This window comes from Marinobacter sp. (assembly GCF_048269445.1).
Lineage (GTDB): Bacteria > Pseudomonadota > Gammaproteobacteria > Pseudomonadales > Oleiphilaceae > Marinobacter.
The window spans coordinates 333006-348756 of sequence record NZ_JBLXIQ010000002.1 but is presented as its reverse complement, the minus strand read 5'-3'; the positions used below and the strand labels follow the sequence as shown (position 1 = coordinate 348756).

At 57.6% G+C, this 15751-nt stretch carries 20 protein-coding genes; 13 read left to right on the top strand and 7 right to left on the bottom strand.

Annotated features, from left to right (window positions below):
- Positions 1-30: 30 nt before the first annotated feature.
- Positions 31-1008, bottom strand: a complete 978-nt coding sequence (locus ACN0XM_RS04965) for a ribonuclease Z (RefSeq protein ID WP_417565812.1) — start codon at positions 1006-1008, stop codon at positions 31-33.
- Positions 1009-1137: 129 nt separating this feature from the next.
- On the opposite strand from ACN0XM_RS04965, the gene ACN0XM_RS04960 reads away from it, so the two are divergent.
- Together ACN0XM_RS04960 and ACN0XM_RS04955 are read left to right on the top strand one after the other, a co-directional pair.
- Positions 1138-1983 carry a crotonase/enoyl-CoA hydratase family protein gene (locus ACN0XM_RS04960; protein ID WP_417566066.1) on the top strand — a complete coding sequence of 282 codons (846 nt, stop codon included), beginning with the start codon at positions 1138-1140 and terminating at the stop codon, positions 1981-1983.
- Positions 1984-2604, top strand: a complete 621-nt coding sequence (locus ACN0XM_RS04955) for a CPBP family intramembrane glutamic endopeptidase (RefSeq protein WP_417565811.1) — start codon at positions 1984-1986, stop codon at positions 2602-2604.
- Here ACN0XM_RS04955 and ACN0XM_RS04950 read toward each other — a convergent pair.
- Complete coding sequence (locus ACN0XM_RS04950) at positions 2595-3014, bottom strand: DUF2721 domain-containing protein (RefSeq protein WP_417565810.1); 420 nt, start codon at positions 3012-3014, stop codon at positions 2595-2597. The genes ACN0XM_RS04955 and ACN0XM_RS04950 overlap by 10 nt on opposite strands.
- 59 nt (positions 3015-3073) lie before the next feature.
- Positions 3074-3952: a LysR family transcriptional regulator ArgP gene (locus ACN0XM_RS04945; protein ID WP_417565809.1), complete on the bottom strand. Its 879-nt coding sequence runs from the start codon at positions 3950-3952 to the stop codon at positions 3074-3076.
- An 88-nt stretch (positions 3953-4040) separates the two neighbouring features.
- On the opposite strand from ACN0XM_RS04945, the gene ACN0XM_RS04940 reads away from it, so the two are divergent.
- Positions 4041-4649: a LysE/ArgO family amino acid transporter gene (locus tag ACN0XM_RS04940; RefSeq protein ID WP_417565808.1), complete on the top strand. Its 609-nt coding sequence runs from the start codon at positions 4041-4043 to the stop codon at positions 4647-4649.
- Between the two features lie 44 nt (positions 4650-4693).
- Here the strand turns inward: ACN0XM_RS04940 and ACN0XM_RS04935 are convergent, their stop codons facing one another.
- The gene (locus ACN0XM_RS04935; RefSeq protein WP_417565807.1) at positions 4694-5197 is read right to left on the bottom strand and encodes a C40 family peptidase; all 504 of its coding nucleotides are present in this window, start codon (positions 5195-5197) and stop codon (positions 4694-4696) included.
- A gap of 176 nt (positions 5198-5373) precedes the next feature.
- On the opposite strand from ACN0XM_RS04935, the gene ACN0XM_RS04930 reads away from it, so the two are divergent.
- Positions 5374-6402, top strand: a complete 1029-nt coding sequence (locus ACN0XM_RS04930; RefSeq protein WP_417565806.1) for an Acg family FMN-binding oxidoreductase — start codon at positions 5374-5376, stop codon at positions 6400-6402.
- A gap of 43 nt (positions 6403-6445) precedes the next feature.
- On the opposite strand, the gene ACN0XM_RS04925 is transcribed toward ACN0XM_RS04930, so the two are convergent.
- Positions 6446-7114: an SOS response-associated peptidase gene (locus ACN0XM_RS04925; protein WP_417565805.1), complete on the bottom strand. Its 669-nt coding sequence runs from the start codon at positions 7112-7114 to the stop codon at positions 6446-6448.
- A 58-nt stretch (positions 7115-7172) separates the two neighbouring features.
- Here ACN0XM_RS04925 and arfB point away from each other — a divergent pair, with 58 nt between their 5' ends.
- Positions 7173-7586 carry an alternative ribosome rescue aminoacyl-tRNA hydrolase ArfB gene (gene arfB / locus ACN0XM_RS04920; RefSeq protein WP_417565804.1) on the top strand — a complete coding sequence of 138 codons (414 nt, stop codon included), beginning with the start codon at positions 7173-7175 and terminating at the stop codon, positions 7584-7586.
- Here the strand turns inward: arfB and ACN0XM_RS04915 are convergent.
- Positions 7577-8653 carry an alpha/beta hydrolase gene (locus tag ACN0XM_RS04915; RefSeq protein WP_417565803.1) on the bottom strand — a complete coding sequence of 359 codons (1077 nt, stop codon included), beginning with the start codon at positions 8651-8653 and terminating at the stop codon, positions 7577-7579. The two genes, arfB and ACN0XM_RS04915, sit on opposite strands and share 10 nt — an antisense overlap.
- 106 nt (positions 8654-8759) lie before the next feature.
- Between ACN0XM_RS04915 and ACN0XM_RS04910 the strand changes: the two genes are divergently transcribed.
- The 7 genes from ACN0XM_RS04910 (at position 8760) to ACN0XM_RS04880 (ending at position 14184) form a co-directional block, all read left to right on the top strand.
- Positions 8760-9086, top strand: coding sequence for a DUF2007 domain-containing protein (locus tag ACN0XM_RS04910; protein WP_417565802.1), 327 nt, complete (start codon positions 8760-8762; stop codon positions 9084-9086).
- 66 nt (positions 9087-9152) lie between these two features.
- Positions 9153-9842 carry an SDR family oxidoreductase gene (locus ACN0XM_RS04905; protein ID WP_417565801.1) on the top strand — a complete coding sequence of 230 codons (690 nt, stop codon included), beginning with the start codon at positions 9153-9155 and terminating at the stop codon, positions 9840-9842.
- Positions 9843-9874: 32 nt separating this feature from the next.
- On the top strand, positions 9875-10417 hold the full coding sequence (gene thpR / locus ACN0XM_RS04900; RefSeq protein WP_417565800.1) for an RNA 2',3'-cyclic phosphodiesterase: 543 nt from the start codon (positions 9875-9877) through the stop codon (positions 10415-10417).
- A gap of 71 nt (positions 10418-10488) precedes the next feature.
- Positions 10489-12057, top strand: a complete 1569-nt coding sequence (locus ACN0XM_RS04895) for a GNAT family N-acetyltransferase (RefSeq protein WP_417565799.1) — start codon at positions 10489-10491, stop codon at positions 12055-12057.
- Between the two features lie 23 nt (positions 12058-12080).
- Positions 12081-13598, top strand: coding sequence for a YdbH domain-containing protein (locus tag ACN0XM_RS04890; RefSeq protein ID WP_417565798.1), 1518 nt, complete (start codon positions 12081-12083; stop codon positions 13596-13598).
- Positions 13595-13810 (top strand): YnbE family lipoprotein, encoded by a 216-nt coding sequence (locus ACN0XM_RS04885; protein ID WP_417565797.1) that lies wholly within the window; start codon positions 13595-13597, stop codon positions 13808-13810. The genes ACN0XM_RS04890 and ACN0XM_RS04885 overlap by 4 nt, the downstream gene beginning before the upstream one ends.
- Before the next feature lie 29 nt (positions 13811-13839).
- Positions 13840-14184, top strand: a complete 345-nt coding sequence (locus tag ACN0XM_RS04880) for a YdbL family protein (RefSeq protein WP_417565796.1) — start codon at positions 13840-13842, stop codon at positions 14182-14184.
- 27 nt (positions 14185-14211) lie between these two features.
- On the opposite strand, the gene rluF is transcribed toward ACN0XM_RS04880, so the two are convergent.
- Positions 14212-15132: a 23S rRNA pseudouridine(2604) synthase RluF gene (rluF, locus tag ACN0XM_RS04875; RefSeq protein WP_417565795.1), complete on the bottom strand. Its 921-nt coding sequence runs from the start codon at positions 15130-15132 to the stop codon at positions 14212-14214.
- 153 nt (positions 15133-15285) lie between these two features.
- On the opposite strand from rluF, the gene ACN0XM_RS04870 reads away from it, so the two are divergent.
- Entirely contained in the window at positions 15286-15672 is a 387-nt protein-coding gene (locus tag ACN0XM_RS04870) for a hypothetical protein (protein WP_417565794.1), read from the top strand.
- Positions 15673-15751: the final 79 nt, after the last annotated feature.

Here is a 15751-nt window from a genome sequence, read left to right as displayed (position 1 = left end):
TAAAGCCGAATGAGGCCTGGCAAGTCTCTGTCAGGGGGTTGGGTCCTCGATCAATCTCAGAATCAGATCCTTGCCAAGCCCATAGCTCGCAAAATCCCGGGCCAGAAACAGGTTGCCGCGGTAAAGCCCTCTTGCTTCAGACTCAATCTCTCCAATGTGCGGGTAGGCATTCGGACTGAACTGGTAGCGGGAACTGAAATGGGTGAGTACGAGATTCGGAACACCGGCGGCATCAGCGAAACGGGCCACCTGGGCGGCTGAGCTGTGTTGTGGCCACGGACCTACGCGGTCAGACACCGCTTGAGTGTAAGTGGCCTCATGGACCAGAACGTCGATATCGGAACAGGCTTCCCGCAGCAGTTCCGGACGGTCGTTATCGCCGGCCACGATCACTTTTCTTGGTTTTCTGGCAATCCGGGTGTAGTCCTCGCAACGAACCAGCCGTCCGTCGTCCAGTATCACATCATGGCCCTGCTGAAGGCGGCCCCAGGCCGGACCCGCCTCGATACCGTCGGCGTCGAGTTTGTCCCGCAGCAACTGGCGCTCGAGTTTCTTTTCGGTTAATGCGAAGGCCCGGCAGGACACACGGTGAGACAAAGGGGTGGCGGCTACGGCCAGGGCCTCGTCTTCCCAGTGGAACCCATCTGCCTCGGAATCGACAAATCTCAGTTCGAAGCTGAGACTGGAGTCACTGTTGCCGATGGCCGCCTCCACGAAGGTTTTTACCGGTCTCGGTGCAATCAGGAACAGTGGTTGGGTGCGGCCGAGCATCGAGGCGCTGGTCAGCAGCCCCGGAAGGCCAAAGGTGTGGTCGCCGTGAATGTGGGTAATAAAAATCGCCTGCAACTGCATCACCGAATGGCGGGTTCTCAGCAGCTGATGCTGGGTGCCTTCCCCGCAGTCGATCAGATACCAGTGTTTCGGCCGGCCGTGAGTCAGTGCGAGGCCGGTCACGTTCCGTGATTTCGTCGGTGTTCCGGCAGACGTTCCGAGGAAGGTGAATTCCATACTGTACCTTTTCGGGTTAACTTGTGATCCCATGATACGAAGGTAGAAGAATTGAGGATACATCTGCCTGGGATTGCCGATAATGACCGGAAAAATGAACGTTACATGAGGAGTGCTGTCTTGTCTGATCTGTCCAGTTACCAGAGTTTTTCAATCGAGGTGAACGACCACATTGCCCACGTTCAGTTCAGCCGCCCGGAGGCGCTGAATACAATGAACAAGGCATTCTGGCTCGAGTTGCCGCGCTGTATGCAGGATATCGAAGCCAACACTGATGCCCGGGTGATTGTTATTTCATCCACCGGCAAACACTTCTCCGCGGGCATGGATCTGGGGGTGTTCAGCGACCCCAAAGCGGTGCCGATGGATGGCGATCCCGGCCGAATGGCAGAGAACCTGCGCAGGGTCGTATTGCAGCTGCAGGATACGCTGACGTCCCTGGAGAAAATCCGGCTTCCTGTGTTGGCGGCTATTCATGGAGGCTGTATTGGTGGCGCCCTGGATCTGGTCTGCGCCGCTGATAGCCGTTACTGCACGGAAGATGCTTATTTCACCATCAAGGAAACCGAGCTGGGCATGACGGCGGATGTGGGCACCCTGCAGCGCCTGCCCAAGCTGATGCCGGAAGGTGTTGTGCGCGAATTGGCGTATACCGGGCGCAAATTTTCGGCGGAAGAGGCCCGGAGTCTGGGGTTTGTAAATTCGGTCTATCCGGATCAGCAAACCCTACTGGCAGCCGTAATGAAAATAGCCGGGCAGATTGCGGCCAACTCTCCGCTGGCAGTGACTGGTTGTAAGGAAATGCTCAACTACAGCCGCGATCACAGCGTGGAGGACAGCCTGAAATATATGGCCACCTGGCAGGCCGGGATGTTCCGCCCGGTGGATATGATGAAAGCCTTCCAGGCCAAGGCTCAGAAGCAGCCCCCCCAATACGATGCCCTGTTCCCGGTAAAACAACTGTTCGAGCAGTAGATGGCACTGAGAAAACGGCGCAAATCCGGCATTTCCTCCAATGCCGCCCTGATGTTCCAGGGCGGCATTGGCGTACTGGGGTTGATTACCATTCTGGTTTTCGGCATTCCGGTGCTGCTTATTGGCCCGGGCCTCTGGCAGAGCGTGTCTTACGGGGTGCTCGGCGCCGCGGGTACCTATGTCTTGCTGCTACTGTTCACTCGAATCCCAGGGTTGTTCCCGGACAACCTCGAACGTCAGATGCAGGGGTTGTATAACTTTGCATCAGGTTATTCCCCAGCTGTATTGATTCTGTTGTCCTTGCTGGCTGGCGTCGGAGAAGAGCTGCTTTTCCGTGGCGCGGTGCAGGGATGGCTAATGGAGTACACCAACCCGTCAACGGCGGTGCTGGCGGCATCGGTGTTATTCGGGCTGGTACACTATGTGTCGTTCACCTATTTTCTGGTTGCAACCGGCCTGGGGCTGATTCTGGGCGGGGCTTATGTTCTGTCAGAGAGCCTCCTGCTGGTCATGGTCTGGCACGCTGCCTACGACATGATTGCGCTGTTCTGCCTGCTTCGTTTTCCCCGGTGGTTCGGCGTCAGGGTTAGGCCCGCCGGCCGGTCAGAGCCTCAGGAATAGTCGACGTCTTCCTTGCCTGCACTTTTCCGAGCCTCAAAGCTTGCCAGCTCGACGTTGATGGCATTGGTGGAAATCTGGATCTCGTATAGAGAATACAGTAGCGAGAGCGACAGCAGCACCAGGCTGGCACCAAACGCCACAACACCTGGGAAACTGGCTCCCAGGAAAAGCAGGAACATGGACACAGTGCAGAGGAAGAAACTGAGTACGCCATAGGCCTGCATTCTCTTGGTCAGCACAATTCGCTTTCTCAGCATGCTGATCTGCCGGGAGATCAGGGCATGGTCTTCTTCGGTATCCATCTGCTTGAGTTGACGAATCAACTGCGCCAAAACCAGAAAACGGTTGGTATAGGCGAGCAGCAGCAGCGAAATCGCGGGGAAGAGCAGGGCAGGCGTTGTCAGATCCAATCTTCTGTTCCTTTCATAGATAGCAGCAAAGTGTTTGGCTCGTCTGAATCTGCGATGCATCAGCAGGAGTCAAATGTTTCAGCTAGTTGCAGAGCCCGTGTCAGGCGGTCCATCACGCCGCCACTATGGCGCCAGAAGTGCCAGTATAGTTGCACTTCCAGCGTTTGTTCCGGTGCGATGCTGACCAGGCGACCGGCATCAATTTCCGGGCGGGCCTGCATGGCGGGAATCATGCCATAGCCCATGCCGGCCGAAGCCAGTTTTACAAAACCTTCGGAGGAAGGGCAAAGGTGGTAGGGAAAGGTGCCGTGATAGCCGCATTGGGCCAGGAACCTGTGTTGCAGCTGGTCGTTGGGCCCGAAGACGATGGCCGGGGCACATTGCAGGCTGTTTTCGGTCAGGCCTTCCCCGAAAAACCGCTGAACATAGTCCGGTGTTGCCAATGGCAGGTAAGTCATGGTGCCGATAGAAACACAACGGGCGCCAGCCACAGGTTGGGGGCTGCTGCACAGGCAGGCGGCCACATCTCCTTCGCGCATCCGGCGCAAACCAATGTCCTGGTCCTCGACCACCAGGTCCAGCAGCAGGGCCTCATCGGCGCAGAAACTGCCCACGGCGGCTGCCCACCAGGTTGCCAGGCTGTCTGCGTTCAGGGCAATGCGCAGCCGCGCAGCGGGTTCGGAGAGTGCCGGGATGGATTTGGCCAGATCTCTTTCAAGGAGCTGTACCTGTTGAACGTGGTTGAGCAGGCGTTGTCCGGCCGGGGTGGCTTTCAGGACCGGACTGCGCACCAGCACTGGTTGCCCAAGGCGAATCTCCAGAGTACGGATCCGTTGCGAAACTGCGGACTGGCTTAGACCCAGCGCCAGGCCGGCGCGTTCAAAGCCACCACTTTCAATGACGGTGGCCAGTGCCTCCAAAAGCTTATAGTCAATCATAAGAGAAACTGATGCAGCATTATGAGTATGAATTTCCAGTATAGATATAAGCCGGTAACCTTGCGCCATTGATTGAGGAGAAACCAGCGTGCTTGAGAGTTATCTGACCGGATTGATTGTTTGCGGCGGTATCATCGTTGCGATTGGGGCGCAGAATGCCTACGTGCTAAGCCAGGCCATCCGCCGGGAACACCACTGGTGGTCGGCGGGGTTGTGCATGCTGGCGGATGTCATCCTGTTTACTCTGGGTATGTTTGGTATCAGTGCAGCATTGATGGCCATGCCAGAGGCCCTGGAGATTCTTCGCTGGCTCGGAGTGGCGTTTCTTGGCTGGCTTGCGATTCAGTCCTTTGTTCGCGCCAGCCGGGGCAGGGTTGCCCTTGAAGCCGGGGAAGTCACAAAGCGCAGCCTGAAAGCCGTGGTGTTTACCACACTGGCAGTCACCTTGCTCAACCCGCAGGTTTACCTCGACACCTTGTTGTTAATTCCGGCGGTGGGAGCCCAGCAGCAGGATGCCACGACCTTTGTTGCCGGCGCCAGCAGTGCCTCCATTCTCTGGTTCGGCTTGCTGGCGTGGGGCGGATCGGCGCTGGCACCAGTGCTTTCACGCCCCGTCGCCTGGCGGATTATCGATTTTGTTATTGGCGTGATGATGGCCAGTATCGCACTGCATCTTGCCGTTGGCGGTGCGCTGTAGAAGGAGAGTCCTCCGAAGCATACCCGCGGTAAGGTTTGTCTGGGTTAGTCAAATCGTCGGGCCTGAGTCAGGCGCCCCTGCCAGTAATAACCGCTGATCGAGGATTGGGTAACACCGGTTGAGGTGGAGGCGTGGATGAACCGGTCTCCACCCATGTAGATGCCAGCGTGCTGTTCCTTGCCGCCGATGCGAAAAAACACCACATCACCGGGTTTGATTTTGCCTGGATGAACCACGTCACCACTGGCCAGCATCTGTGAGGTGGTTCGGGGCAGTTCTTTGCCGAGGCCTTCCTGATAGGCCGTGAGAATGAATCCGGAGCAATCGAAGCCGTCAGAAGAGGTGCCGCCGTACTCATAGGGCGCTCCCTGATAACGCTCGAACACCTTCCAGAGCTTCTGTGCTTTTTCGGATTGATCAGCTGACGCTGTGGGTATCTGGTGCGGTTGGTCTGACTGATCTGGTTGCAGGTGCCCGTTGCTGGCACAGCCACCGAGTGTGAGCGAAATGAATACCAGAATAACGACGTGTTTGAAGGAATAAACCATGTTTCAGCCCTGAACGAGTGTCCTCTGCTTCCACTGTATTATTCGAACGCGAATATGTCAGGTTACGGTTCGTGTGATTTTGTGGATGCGGCCCGTGGAATTTCTCGGTAATCGTCGGCTATCTTTTTTCAACAGGCCGGAATAGTCTGGGTTCAGACCAACGAGGAGAGTCGCTTATGAGCGAAGGACGCCGCACGGATTCAATATCACCGGAAGCCCTTGCAGCCATTCTGGAGAGCGCAGTTCTGGCCCCTTCCAGTCATAATACCCAGCCCTGGCGCTTTGAAATCGGAGAGAACGGTGTATCACTGTTTGCGGACCGACTGCGGGCGTTGCCGGTGAATGACCCGGATGACAGGGAACTCACCATCAGTTGTGGTTGCGCCCTGTTAAACCTTCGGGTTGCCGCTGCCCATGCCGGGTTTACCGCAAATTGCGTCCTGCTGCCGAATCCGGTAGATGAGGATCTGCTCGCCACGATTTCGTTTGAACTCTCTTCTCAAACAGTTGGAACAGAAAATCGGGAAACGGCGTTGTTCCGGGCGATCACCCGACGCCGCACCTACCGCAAGCGTTTCGAGCCAAAACAAGTGCCAGCCGGTGTGCTGGATACACTTGCCGAAGCGGCATTGGCCGAGGGGGCCTGGTTCCAGGTTCTGGAATCTGAGTCGGCCCGCCACCAGGTGGCTGAACTGGTGGCCGAGGGCGATGCTGCCCAATGGTCCAATCCCAGCTGGCGGCGGGAACTGGCAGCCTGGATGCATCCGCGTCGAAAGGGCGATGGCCTGACAGTGCCGGGCATGGTTGCTCCGGTGGCACAGCTGGTCGTGCGCACCTTCGATATGGGTAATGGTGTCGGTGCCAAAGACCGGCAACTGGCGGACGAATCCCCGGTTATTGCAGCATTGGGAACGTCCGGGGATGGCGACGAAGACTGGCTGAAAGCCGGGCAGGCCCTGGAGCGGGTGCTGCTAACCTCGCTCGGACAGGGGCTGCAGGCCTCCTACCTGAACCAGCCGATTCAGGTGGCGGTACTACGCCCGAAACTTCAGCATCTTCTGGGTAGCTCCGGCTTTCCCCAGATCCTGCTCAGGCTCGGTTACCCGGCCACAGATCTGCCAGCTGCGCCGAGACGCAATCTGCAGGAAGTTGTTGAAACCTCAGATATGGGAGAGCGCAAAGCAACGCAGTATCGCCGGAGATAGCGGACGGTGCCGGTCCTTGCTGGTCAGTGTGTGAATCTATTCATCACATCTCGCGGATCAGGTCCGGGGTGTTGTGCTTCGGGTTATTGACTTTGGCAGAGACGATCACAGCTTTCAGTTGGTCGGCATTGAGGCGATGGGTGACCGTTCGCACCTGATTCCGGTCGGTGATTTCAGGGTTCAGCCAGTCCCTCAGGCAAGTCGGGTCCAGAACCACCGGCTGGCGGTCATGGATATGCTTCAGGGGCTCGCTGGCGGGTTCCGTGATGATGGCGCAGGCCGTGGTTTCATCCCCCTCTCTGGGTGTCCATAGCCCGGCAAAGAAGATAGCGGGGTACTTTTGAGAATCGGTCGGCGTCACGTAGTGAGGCTCTTTGCCGTGCTCAGTTTCTGCCCACTCGTACCAGCCATTGGCCGGAATCAGGCAGCGGTGGTGGGCGAACGCCTCCCGGAAGTAATTCGAGGTGGCCACACTTTCCGCCCTGGCATTAATTGGAGAGGGCGCCTTGTCGCCGGCCCAGACCGGGCGAAACCCCCAATGGGAGGGAGCCATGATCAGAGTGCCATTCATGCTCATCCGGATCATGGGAATACCAATGCCCGGAGTGATGTTGTAGCTGGGGTCAAAATGGCCATCCACCTCCATGCCCTCCGGAAAATACTCGAGGATCAGGGTGTCGGGTGGCGTGTAGAAGGTGAATCGTCCGCACATGATGGTTCATTACCGTATTTTCGAAGCCCGGTTGTCCGGGATTTGTTAACCTTAGCAGATGCTGAAACTATCCAATGCTGTTGAACTTGCCGACTGGGAAATCGAAATTACCCAAATCCGTGCCCAGGGCGCCGGTGGCCAGAATGTGAATAAAGTGGCCTCGGCGGTGCACCTGCGCTTTGATATTCCGCACTCCACCTTGCCACCGTTCTACAAGGAACGACTGATGTCGCTCAATGATCAGCGAATCAGCAAGGAAGGTGTACTGATTATCAAGGCGCAATCCTTTCGTACCCTGGAACTGAACAAGGAGGACGCCCTCGAGCGTCTGAAAGAACTGATCCAGGAAGCGGTGAAACCCCAAAAAGCCCGGAGGCCAACCAAACCGACTCGGTCCTCCCAGCGCAAACGTGTCGACAAGAAAACCAAAAAGGGCAAAACCAAGGCGCTTCGCGGCAAGGTTCAGGTCTGATCCTCCGCGGACGTCCTGCCGTCTGATTCAATCTGTTCCAGAAATGACCGTATATCCTCAAATGCTTCTTCCGCCTCAGGAAGAAGCGGCACGAAGATCTGCCAAACATGCACCATCCCGGGCCAGGTGCGCAAGGTAACCGGTGAGCCCGCAGCCTTGGCCCGGCCAGCGTAACGCCGGGCGTTATCCAGCAGCATTTCAGTATCACTGGCCTGAATCAGGGTGGGTGGCAGATTTCTCAGGTCGCCTCGCAGGGGAGAGGCCGCGGGGCTGGTAGGCGAGACTCTGAAGGCCGCCAGAGTCGCCCACCAGATCACCGGCAGGGGGATCTTTGATAACCCTCCAAAAGCCGGTCCCAGCAGAGGGTCAGTATCGATATTGGCGCGATTGCTAGGAGCAGTCAGGGTCAGGTCGGTGGATGGCGAGAAGGCTATCGCGGCATCCGCCTGGCGCAGTCCCGTGTCCCGTATCCAGGCAATCAAACTGAGCGCATGGCTGCCGCCGGCGGAGTCTCCGGCGACTACCATGAAGTTGGCAGGTTCAGGGCCGTCCGGGCCGTGCTTCAACAGCCAGGTGTAGGCCTCCCGGCAGTCCCGGACACCATCCATAAACCGGTTTTCCGGCATCAGCCGGTAGTCCACGGCAAACACTGCAGCTCTGGTGATCTGTGACAACCGGTCGGTAATCGCCCGATGGCTTCTGGGGCTGCCCGCGGCCCAGGCGCCGCCATGGATGTACAGAATCCGGCGACGGCTATCGCTGCCAGGGGCAATGACCCACTCACCGCGGGGAGACTCGCAGTGACGGAATTCAGACACCAGCTCCAGTCCCTCACTGAGACCGTCCATGTGTTTGCGCAGGGCCATCAGTCGCGCCTTGCCGCGCAGCCCCTTCGATGACTGCCCCAGCTCGCGGATGCGTCCCAGAACTTCCCGGTTCGCATCGCTGGGCTTGCCATCCCGGACGGGGTAGTCGTCCCGGTCCAGGTGAGACAGATCCTCAAGGCGGAACAGCAGCAGTGTTGCGGCGACAATAAAGACAATGATGGCAAGAATAATCCAGAGCATGGGCAGTCCACAGGTTATTGGCCCCGGCAGGCGGGGCGAACTATGCTTGGGATAATACTCGCAGATTTGTCCCGGTTCTGCCCGGAACGGTCACAGAAGGAGTCGCGTGTTGCAAATTGCCTATCGGGCGCGAGACATTACCGAGGCGCACATTGTCGCTGGTTTGCTGGAAGCCAACGGCATTGAGGCGTTTGTGGGCGGCCATTACCTGCAGGGCGCCATGGGCGAGATCGGCGCTGCCGGCTTCAGCAATGTCCACGTCGCCGACGAGGATCTTTACCAGGCGCGTCAGCTGGTAATCGAGTATGAGGCCAGCGGTGGCAGCATTGCCTCACGGGTCGCTGATGAGGATAACGACCGGCCTGACCGCTACGCCCGCTGGTTCCTGCTGGCCTTGGTTATTGTTGGCCTGGTGCTGATTCAAATCTATTGAATGATCGGGCTGGCGCCCGCGTGCGTAGCCCTTCCAGTACAATCCAGGCAACAGGAGAACAAAGCTATGGTAGATCAACCTGTAATGCTGATCACCGGCGCCTCATCGGGCATTGGTGCAGAAACTGCCCGTGCGGCGGCGAAGCAGGGATATCGTCTGGTGTTGGCGGCCCGTTCCGAAGACAAACTGAAAGGCCTGCAGCAGGAACTCGGTGGCGAAGCGAAAGTGCTGACGGTTAAGTGTGACGTCCAGAACGGCGATGACCAGAAAAACATGGTCGACCAGGCCCTGAAGGCCTTTGGCCGCATTGACGCCGTATTCGCCAATGCTGGCCGAGGCGGCGAGCCCGGCGGATTCAGTGAGGCTGACCCGGATGTCTGGAAGGACATGATTCTGACCAACATTTATGGTGTTGGCCTAACGCTTCAGCATTGTCTGCCCGCATTGCGGAAAAGCAAGGGCCACCTGCTGTTGACCGGTTCGGCAGCCGGCCGTGTCACGATTCCGGGGTCCATGTACAGTGCCACCAAATGGGCGGTCTCTGCCATCGGTTACGGCGTTCGCGAGGAGCTTCGTGGCTCTGGCATCCGTGTCACACTCATTGAACCCGGTATGGTGGATACGCCATTCTTTGACGAGCCGCCAGCTCACGCTCTGAAGCCGGAGGACATTGCCAACGCCGTGATGTACGCGGTGGCCCAACCGGCACATGTTGATGTGAACGAGATTCTGGTCAGGCCAACGCCGGCCGGATAACACTGGTTGCGTGATCGTCAGGGAAACAGAATATGCCCCGGCTTTTCTTCGGGCTGGAGATTCCCGCTGAGATCAAAGAACGCTTGCTGATGGTCAGGGCGGTGGTCCCAGGTGCCAGATGGCAAAGTGCTGAACAGATGCACATCACCTTGTTGTTTCTGGGGCTCACGGAAGAAGCGCGACTATCGGCGGTGTGCGATGCCGCACGTTATGTTCCGATGGAGACTTTTGAGGTGGATGTGGCCGGCCTGGGCTGTTTCGGTCAGCCCCGCAGCCCACGAAACCTCTGGGTGGGAGTCCAGCCGGTGGCTCCCGTTGTCAGTCTCCATGACACGCTCAAAGACCGAATGGAGAGTCTTGGATTGGCTCCGGAAAGTCGGATATTTCGTCCTCACATTACGCTGGCCAGATTCAGGCGCCGGGCCGGTTCGGCCGAGAGCTTACTGGCCAGGCATGGTGAAACGGCGTTCGGGAGGTTTCCAGTAAATCAGTTTGTGTTGTTTGAAAGTACACAGGGTCCCGGTGGCTCTGTATACAAGGTGATTGAACGCTTTCCTCTGTCGCTCAGTGATTAACCGATTTCCCTTGACGAAAAACCGTTTGGCCACCAAAGATTAGGGAAAATCAACGCCTTTACGAGGTGTCTATGTGCCCGCCGTTTTCCGACCCTGATCAGCGCCTGTATGTTCGCAATGCCACACTGGCGGATATACCCGGCATCATCCAGCTTAGCCGCCGCGTCTATGAAGGCACCGGCATGTACGGCTATACCAAGGGACCGTTAACCGGGCAGATCAATACCTTTCCCGATGGCCAGTTCGTGGCCATGCTGGGTGATACCGTCGTGGGCTACTGCGCCACCTTCCGGATCGCCGAAGAAGTGGCGCTCGCGCCACACGACTGGACCTCCATCACCGGTAACGGTTACGCCTCACGGCATGATCCGGAAGGCAACTGGCTATATGGCATGGAAGTCTGCGTTGACCCGGAGTGCCGTGGCTACCGCATTGGCGAGCGACTGTACAACGAGCGCAAGCAACTGTGCCAGGCCCTGAACCTGCAGGGAGTGGTATTTGCCGGGCGCCTGCCCAGCCTGCGCCAGCGTCTGAAAAAGTTCGGCAGTGTTGAGGCCTACGTCGAGGCTATAAAGGGTAAGGAGCAGAAGGATCCGGTGCTGTCCTTCCAGCTCCATCAAGGTTTCGAGATTCACGGCATCATTCCCCATTACCTGGATGCCGATCACGATTCCATGGGTTATGGGATTCATCTGGTCTGGCGTAACCCGAAAGTCCCTCAGGTCGAAAACAGCGAGCGGCGCAAACGATATGGTCACCGAATGCGCGATACCGTGCGTATTGGCACGGTTCAGTACCAGCAGCGACCGGTGGGATCCTTTGATGAGTTCAGCGGGATTGTCCGTTACTTCGTGGATGTTGTATCCACTTACAAGGGCGATTTTGTGGTGTTTCCAGAACTGTTCACTCTCCAGTTGTTATCGATTGAGGCCCGCAAGGGCAGCCCGGCAGAAACCTTCGCAGCAGTCACCCATTACGCCGAGCGCTACCGGGAATTGATGCGGGATCTGGCCCTTCGGTACAACATCAACATTGTGGCCGGCTCCACGCCAGTGCGTGAGGAAGACGGCACCATTCGGAACATGGCTCATGTGTTCCTCAGGGATGGCCAGGTTTTCACCCAGCCCAAGATCCACCCGACTCCGAATGAGGCCTTCTGGTGGAATGTGCAGGGTGGCAATCGGGTCAGCGCCATTGAGACTGACTGCGGCACCATCGGCGTACTGATCTGTTATGACGCGGAGTTTCCGGAACTGACTCGCCATTTGGTGGATCAGGGGGTTCATATCATCTTCGTGCCCTTCTGCACCGATGAGCGCCAGAGCTACCTGAGGGTCCGTTACTGCTGTCAGGCCAGGGCGGTGGAAAATCAGGTGTATGTAGTGATGTCCGGAAACGTCGGTAACCTGCCCAAAGTGCCGAACATGGAAATCCAGTATGGTCAGAGCTGCATCCTCACGCCCTGTGATTTTCCGTTTGCCCGGGATGGCATTGCCGCAGACACAGAACCCAATGTTGAAACCGTTGCCTTTGCCGACCTCCGGCCGGAGGTGCTGATCACGGCCCGCAACAGTGGTACCGTGAAGAACCTTCAGGATCGCCGTCACGACCTCTACAGCGTGACCTGGCGTGGTGAGTAGCCCGAGTCGGCAGGAGTGTCGTTTTGCCCTTTGAAGGATATCTAAAGCCGAGCCGGATGATCCGGCGGCTCCGCCTGGTTGGCTGGCTTCTGTTAGCGGTGCCAGCTGTTGCCGCAGGGTGGTCGCTGGTGGTCGAGCAGGGAACGGTCGGCATGGCGTTGCCGGATATCCAAGCTGGCGGCTGGGAAGTGACAGGAAGCAAGGCTGATGTCATGCCCTCGGTCACCGCCAGTGGTGAGTCGGCGGTCATTCGGTTCAATCCCACCTCCCTGGTTCTTACCGAACGACTGGCGTACACCGATTCGGAACAGCCCCTGTTGCTACAGGATGTCCGCACCAATCTCAGCAATGTAACGCTGACACTCGATTATGGCGCATCAGGTAGCTGGGCCGAGCGGATCGCGATTGAAGGCGAGGTGAAGATCGAGGCGTCCAGGATTGAGCATCCACTCCTGGAGCCACTGGCGTGGAGTTTCCAGGGTAGGGTGCGGGGTCGTCTCGCTGATCTCCGGGTTCGGGGTTCGCTGGTCTCCGCCGCCGGGCTCAAGGTCGGCCTTGATGTTCAGCTTTTGCCGAATGGCGCGACCGCGATTTCGGTCAATTCCGCGATTGAAGGGCAAGTGGGCATTCGCGCCCTTGCCGAGACTCTTACTGGATGGCCGGAGTTGTTGACCGTGGATTCGGGCAGTGCAGCGGTGTCGGCGGGGGTTCGTCTGGGCCCGGATGGTGAACTGGAAGCGAGCGGCAGCTCCGACCTGGAAAATGTCACCGGCGTGTTCAATCGAACCGCTTTCTCCGGGCTAAGTGGGCGGGTTCTTGCCTCTCTGGAAGGTGACCGGTTGATCGCCGGGTTCAGGGGCCTGACTATTGAGCAGGTGAATCCCGGTATCCCGGTGACCACCATTCGCTTTAACGGCGACTACACTGCGCCGGTTGCCAACATGCTGGAAGGCCAGCTGGAGGTAACTCAGGCGAGGGCCCGATTCCTGGAGGGGGCACTCAGAATACCGCCGGGTGTCTATGGTCTGGAGGGCGGCTCTGGCGGGATACCTATGGAGGTGCTGGATATTTCGCTGGACAGGCTAATGGAAGTCTATCCTGCAGAAGGGCTTGAGGGCAGTGGCCTGCTCAGTGGTCGTATTCCCATTGGCTTCAGCACCGATGGTATTCAGGTGGCGCAAGGTCGCATTTCAGCGGCAGCGCCGGGCGGTCGATTGCGGCTGCCAGCTGAGAAACTGCAGGCCATGCTGGGTGGCAACCAGGCCATGGATGTGGTGGTTCAAGCGTTGCAGAACTTTCACTACTCGGTGCTGTCCAGCACGATAGACTACGATGAAAAGGGGAAGTTGACGCTGGGTCTGCGCATCGAGGGAAAGAACCCGGAACTCCGGGGCGGGCAGCCGGTTGTACTCAACGTGAACCTTGAGGAAGACATTCCCGCGCTGCTGACCAGCCTGCAGTTAAGTGGCAGGGTAAACGAAGCCGTTACAGAACGGGTCCGGAAGCTGTTACAGGAGTCCGGCAAGGAGGCAGTACCATGAAAAAATCGTTGCGGCCAACAGGCTCGCCTTTGGTAAGAGTGCTGACGATAGTGACGTTGCCGCTGGCAATGGTTGCCTGCACGCCAACGGTCCAGATGGCGGCCCCCAAAGAGCCGATTACAGTAAACCTGAACGTGAAAATCCAGCACGAAATCTACGTGAAAGTCGATAAGGACGTGGAAGACCTGTTCAGCGAAAAAGGGTTGTTCTGACCGAATCCGGGTAGCTTAAGGGGTTAAAGATGAAACGATTCATACAGATGTGTGCCTTGATTCTGGCGTTCGGTGTCACCTTGTCGGTGTTTGCGATGGGGCTGGATGAGGCCAAACAGAAACTGGATGTCGTCAAGCAGCAAGGGCTGGTGGGCGAAACGCCGACGGGCTACCTGGGAGTGGTCCGTGCCGAAGGCCAGGCCATGGAAGTGGTTGAGGCGATCAACAGCGCCCGCCGGGAAGAGTATAAGCGCATTGCCGAGAAGCACGACATTCCGGTTACCCAGGTCGAAACCGTTGCCGGGAAGAAGGCCCTCGAAAAAACGCCCGATGGTCAGTACATTCAGGTTAATGACAAGTGGGTGAAAAAGTAGTCAGGCGTTCTGGGTGCAGGGCCAGGACTACCGTTTAACGCTCTTTTGCCGGGGTTTCCCGGCCTTGGGGCGTTTGCCCGATGCCGGCTTCTTGCCGGGGGCAGGCTTACCTTTCGGTCCGGGCCTCTGAGAACCGCCGGGGGCGCCCGGTTTGGCTTTGGGGAGATGCTTTGGCTTTGCTGAAGGCTTCTTTTTAGCAGGTTTTCCGGGTTGGTGCGGAGCCACTGAGGAGGAGTCCCGGATGGCATCAAACAGTCCGGCCAATTCCTTCTCTGTCAGATCGCGCCACTGGCCCACAGCCAGACCCTTCAGGCTGACGTTCATGATCCGGATGCGCTCCAGTTTGGTCACTTCATAACCGAAGTATTCACACATGCGACGAATTTGCCGGTTGAGGCCCTGAACGAGGGTAATGCGGAATACGAACCGGGATTCCGGGGCCACTTTACACTTCTTCGTGACCGTCCCCAGGATCGGCACCCCATTGGCCATACCCTCAACGAACTCCCGGGTAACCGGTTTGTCGACGGTGACCAGATATTCCTTTTCATGGTTGTTTCCGGCCCGCAGGATCTTGTTGACCAGGTCGCCGTTGCTGGTCATGAAGATCAGGCCCTGGGAATCCTTGTCCAGCCGTCCGATCGGGAAAATTCGTTCACTATGGCCGACAAACCGCTGGATGTTGTGCTTCTCGGCACTGTCAGTGGTGCTGACAATGCCAACGGGCTTGTTCAGGGCAATAAAGACCAGGTCCTCGTCGGAGCGGGGCTCAATCACCTGGCCGTTGACCTTGACCGTATCCCCGGGCAGTACCTGATCGCCAACAATGGCACGTTTGCCGTTGATGTAGACGTTGCCCTGTTCAATATATCGATCGGCCTCCCTGCGGGAACACATGCCGCTTTCGCTGATGTATTTATTGAGACGGGTCGAATTGCCAGTGGTCATCGGTTTTCCGGTTGCCGGTTAGAATGTGGGGCATCATATCAGGCTGGAACACGGGTCGCAGCAGGGGCTGGTTCTTTCATGGCGTCTCTGCCATTCTTTGCGGCGCGACCTATAGATCCAACAGATCATAAATCCAGCAAATTCAGAGCCGCCATGGAAAAGACACGCATAACCATCGTTGCTATAACCTGCATTGCCCTGTTCTTTCTCGCCAACTACCTGTTCCGGTATCTGATCGGATTTACGGGATTGCTTGCCTCCCTGGCGATTGCTGCCCTGATTGCGGTTTATATGAGCTTTTCCGTGGCCCGAACACTGGAGCGGCTGCCCATGGCGGAGGAGCGTTCCCGGGCGCTCTGGATCTATGGTGGTTTTCTCGGCGCACTGTTTGCCGCTTTTGGCGCCTGGATGTTCCTTGATGCAGGGATGGATGCTGTCACACTCGCCACTCTATTTATTCACTATCTGCCTTACCCGGCCCTTGCCCATGTGCTGCTGTCGGATCGAGCAGTCAGCGCTTTTCTCAAGAAGGATCAATGAAACAACCCATTCCAACCAGCCTTATTCCAGGTTTTTCGGGTGTTGGTGAAACCACCGCCCTCCTGCAAACCGAAGGGGC

Bases quoted from the DNA above. Each gene is read 5' to 3' on its own strand.
- ACN0XM_RS04915 (WP_417565803.1), bottom strand. From the start codon at position 8,653: ATGCTCTGGATTATTCTTGCCATCATTGTCTTTATTGTCGCCGCAACA.
- ACN0XM_RS04935 (WP_417565807.1), bottom strand. From the start codon at position 5,197: ATGGTTTATTCCTTCAAACACGTCGTTATTCTGGTATTCATTTCGCTC.
- ACN0XM_RS04905 (WP_417565801.1), top strand. From the start codon at position 9,153: ATGGTAGATCAACCTGTAATGCTGATCACCGGCGCCTCATCGGGCATT.
- ACN0XM_RS04925 (WP_417565805.1), bottom strand. From the start codon at position 7,114: ATGTGCGGACGATTCACCTTCTACACGCCACCCGACACCCTGATCCTC.
- ACN0XM_RS04945 (WP_417565809.1), bottom strand. From the start codon at position 3,952: ATGATTGACTATAAGCTTTTGGAGGCACTGGCCACCGTCATTGAAAGT.
- ACN0XM_RS04880 (WP_417565796.1), top strand. From the start codon at position 13,840: ATGAAACGATTCATACAGATGTGTGCCTTGATTCTGGCGTTCGGTGTC.
- rluF (WP_417565795.1), bottom strand. From the start codon at position 15,132: ATGACCACTGGCAATTCGACCCGTCTCAATAAATACATCAGCGAAAGC.
- arfB (WP_417565804.1), top strand. From the start codon at position 7,173: ATGCTGAAACTATCCAATGCTGTTGAACTTGCCGACTGGGAAATCGAA.
- ACN0XM_RS04955 (WP_417565811.1), top strand. From the start codon at position 1,984: ATGGCACTGAGAAAACGGCGCAAATCCGGCATTTCCTCCAATGCCGCC.
- ACN0XM_RS04895 (WP_417565799.1), top strand. From the start codon at position 10,489: ATGTGCCCGCCGTTTTCCGACCCTGATCAGCGCCTGTATGTTCGCAAT.
- ACN0XM_RS04870 (WP_417565794.1), top strand. From the start codon at position 15,286: ATGGAAAAGACACGCATAACCATCGTTGCTATAACCTGCATTGCCCTG.
- ACN0XM_RS04965 (WP_417565812.1), bottom strand. From the start codon at position 1,008: ATGGAATTCACCTTCCTCGGAACGTCTGCCGGAACACCGACGAAATCA.
- ACN0XM_RS04930 (WP_417565806.1), top strand. From the start codon at position 5,374: ATGAGCGAAGGACGCCGCACGGATTCAATATCACCGGAAGCCCTTGCA.
- ACN0XM_RS04885 (WP_417565797.1), top strand. From the start codon at position 13,595: ATGAAAAAATCGTTGCGGCCAACAGGCTCGCCTTTGGTAAGAGTGCTG.
- thpR (WP_417565800.1), top strand. From the start codon at position 9,875: ATGCCCCGGCTTTTCTTCGGGCTGGAGATTCCCGCTGAGATCAAAGAA.